This is a genomic window from Wolbachia endosymbiont of Drosophila seguyi, assembly GCF_028981765.1.
GTDB classification, from domain to species: Bacteria; Pseudomonadota; Alphaproteobacteria; order Rickettsiales; family Anaplasmataceae; genus Wolbachia; species Wolbachia pipientis.
In genome coordinates this window covers 1-2,223 of the sequence record NZ_JAPQLM010000107.1, presented here as the reverse complement: position 1 = coordinate 2,223, position 2,223 = coordinate 1, and the positions used below count along the sequence as shown (strand labels likewise).

The window sequence follows — 2,223 nt, the reverse complement described above, 5'->3', positions numbered from 1 at the left end:
TAGAAGGTTCAAGCATAGCTTTTGAATTAATAATAAAATGTTTCAATCAAGGAAATTTGTCTCAGTTAAAACCACTTCTCGATAAAGACTTATATGATAATTTTGCAGAGAAGATTAAACATCGTAAAGAGGTGCACGAGTCTATAATTGTTTCTATCGTTTCACAAAAGATTTTAGAAATAAAGCTAGTAAAAAACGCAGTGTTTATTGCAGTATATTTCCTTTCAGAGCAAATTAACTTCGTTAAGAACAATGAAGGAGATATAATATCAGGTAGTACATCCACTATTAATAAAGTTGAGGATGTATGGCAATTCAAAAAAAATGTTAATTCATCAGACCCAAGCTGGTTGCTTGTTTCTATTCACTATAAAAAGACAAGTAACGATAAGACAAATGATAAGTAAGATGAGTTTTATTTGAAATGGAAAGCAAGCTACGCGAAATAGTACTTGACACTGAAACGACAGGTCTTGACACTGAATCTGGTCATCGAATTATTGAAATAGGGTGTGTGGAATTAATTAACCGCATTCCAACAGGTAAAGTATTCCATCGGTACCTTAACCCAGAAAGAGATATACCTTATCACTCGTTTAAGATTCACGGTATTAGTGAAGAATTTTTAGAAGATAAACCATTATTTTCAGATGTTGCACTTGAATTTCTTGACTTTATATCTAATGATATTTTGGTAATTCACAACGCTGAATTCGATGTTAAGTTCCTTAACATGGAGTTAAGCAAGCTGAATGCTAGGTTAATTTCCTCAGACAGAGTGCTAGATACATTACCTCTTGCGAGGAAAAAATTCGCAGGATCACCTGCTTCTTTGAATGCATTATGTAAGCGTTTTGATATATCGCTAGAGAATAGAGAATTGCACGGAGCACTAGTTGATGCTCAATTGCTTGCAAAGGTATATGTTGAACTTACAGGAGGGTTACAAACCTTTCTGTTTGATAATGAATGCAATCAGGACAGTAACTCCACATTCGTTCAGCATAAAGTACGTAATCTAACTCCCAGAGAACATTTACCAAATAGTGAAGAAATTGATGAACATAAGAAACTGTTAGACAAAATTAACAATACACTTTGGAATAAATATATTGAATAGGTTAACCAATAAAGATACAATTCAATTTTACTGAGAGCATTCTAATGGTAAGGTTTATAAGATTATTATCTAATGTGCTAGCAGCATTAGCAGTTGTTTTTTTAGGTTATTGTTATTTCACTAAAAAAGGCATATTTGCCCCAGCAGCGATTCACAACGCAGAAGTTAAGATAGGCGGAGATTTTTCTTTAATTAATCAGGACGGACAGATCTTGCGCAGTAGTGATTTTAAAGATAAATACATGATGATTTTCTTTGGGTTTTCCTCATGCAAAAGAATTTGCCCTATGAACCTTGGAATAATTTCAGAAACACTTGCAAAGTTAGATGAGAAAACTAACAACAAGCTACAAACATTCTTCATCACAGTCGATCCTGAGCGCGATAGCACGGAAAGACTTAAAGAATTTCAGCAGCAATTTGACCACAGAATACAAATGTTAACTGGTGAAAGAGAAAAAATAGACGAAGTAATTGCAAAGTATAAAGTATATGCTAGCAAAGTTGGTGGAGAAGAAGAAATCAACCATTCTTCAATAATGTACCTTATTGGCCCTGGAGGAAAATATGTTACACACTTTGCAGCTGATTTAAATTCAGACGAAAGTCAATCTGATAAGATTTTGGCTGAGATAAGAAAATACGTAAACTGAATTATAGATTTTTCTGTTAATTAGTCGAGCATGCAACTGCATGAGCATTATGATTTGAGAGCAATCTCCATGGGAAGACACACACAACTGTACGAACGTTGTAGTTTGGGAGCAATTCCCACCAGTGGGGTGTCATCCCAGTGCCCAGACACTGGGATCCAGCTTCTATGCAACTTAATTAAAAACGTTTGTTTTAGCGTAAGACAACTACCTTTAGCTCATCAGCTCAGTTATAAGCAAAATTTCTGGATTCCAGTGGGCTTTGTTGCATCGCTACTTATGAAAGGCTAACTATAGTTAGGATTATAAGTAACCTATTGAAAATCTTGTTTTTTTGCAATCAATCTGATCAAATTTAAGAATAGTAATTTATTATTTACATTAATAAATTTAATTCTATTGAAAATAGCTAAAGCATTGAAATTCTTGAATTTTAGCCGGATTAGTGAG

The 2,223-nt window shown here is 33.9% G+C and carries 4 protein-coding genes; all 4 read left to right on the top strand.

Translation table 11 applies throughout. From position 1 onward, the window contains the following. Positions 1 to 407: Tim44/TimA family putative adaptor protein (locus OZD62_RS02430; protein WP_275019355.1), on the top strand; the 407-nt coding region annotated here is incomplete at its 5' end. Positions 408 to 424: 17 nt separating this feature from the next. Beyond that, positions 425 to 1,120: a DNA polymerase III subunit epsilon gene (gene dnaQ, locus OZD62_RS02425; RefSeq protein ID WP_010082574.1), complete on the top strand. Its 696-nt coding sequence runs from the start codon at positions 425 to 427 to the stop codon at positions 1,118 to 1,120. Between the two features lie 44 nt (positions 1,121 to 1,164). Beyond that, on the top strand, positions 1,165 to 1,773 hold the full coding sequence (locus OZD62_RS02420; RefSeq protein ID WP_010962368.1) for an SCO family protein: 609 nt from the start codon (positions 1,165 to 1,167) through the stop codon (positions 1,771 to 1,773). 30 nt (positions 1,774 to 1,803) lie between these two features. Beyond that, positions 1,804 to 2,064 carry a hypothetical protein gene (locus OZD62_RS02415; RefSeq protein WP_010962369.1) on the top strand — a complete coding sequence of 87 codons (261 nt, stop codon included), beginning with the start codon at positions 1,804 to 1,806 and terminating at the stop codon, positions 2,062 to 2,064. Positions 2,065 to 2,223: the final 159 nt, after the last annotated feature.

What these genes read in the sequence shown, in the direction of transcription:
- dnaQ (WP_010082574.1), top strand. Translation starts at nt 425, where the DNA reads ATGGAAAGCAAGCTACGCGAAATAGTACTTGACACTGAAACGACAGGT.
- OZD62_RS02420 (WP_010962368.1), top strand. Translation starts at nt 1,165, where the DNA reads ATGGTAAGGTTTATAAGATTATTATCTAATGTGCTAGCAGCATTAGCA.
- OZD62_RS02415 (WP_010962369.1), top strand. Translation starts at nt 1,804, where the DNA reads ATGCAACTGCATGAGCATTATGATTTGAGAGCAATCTCCATGGGAAGA.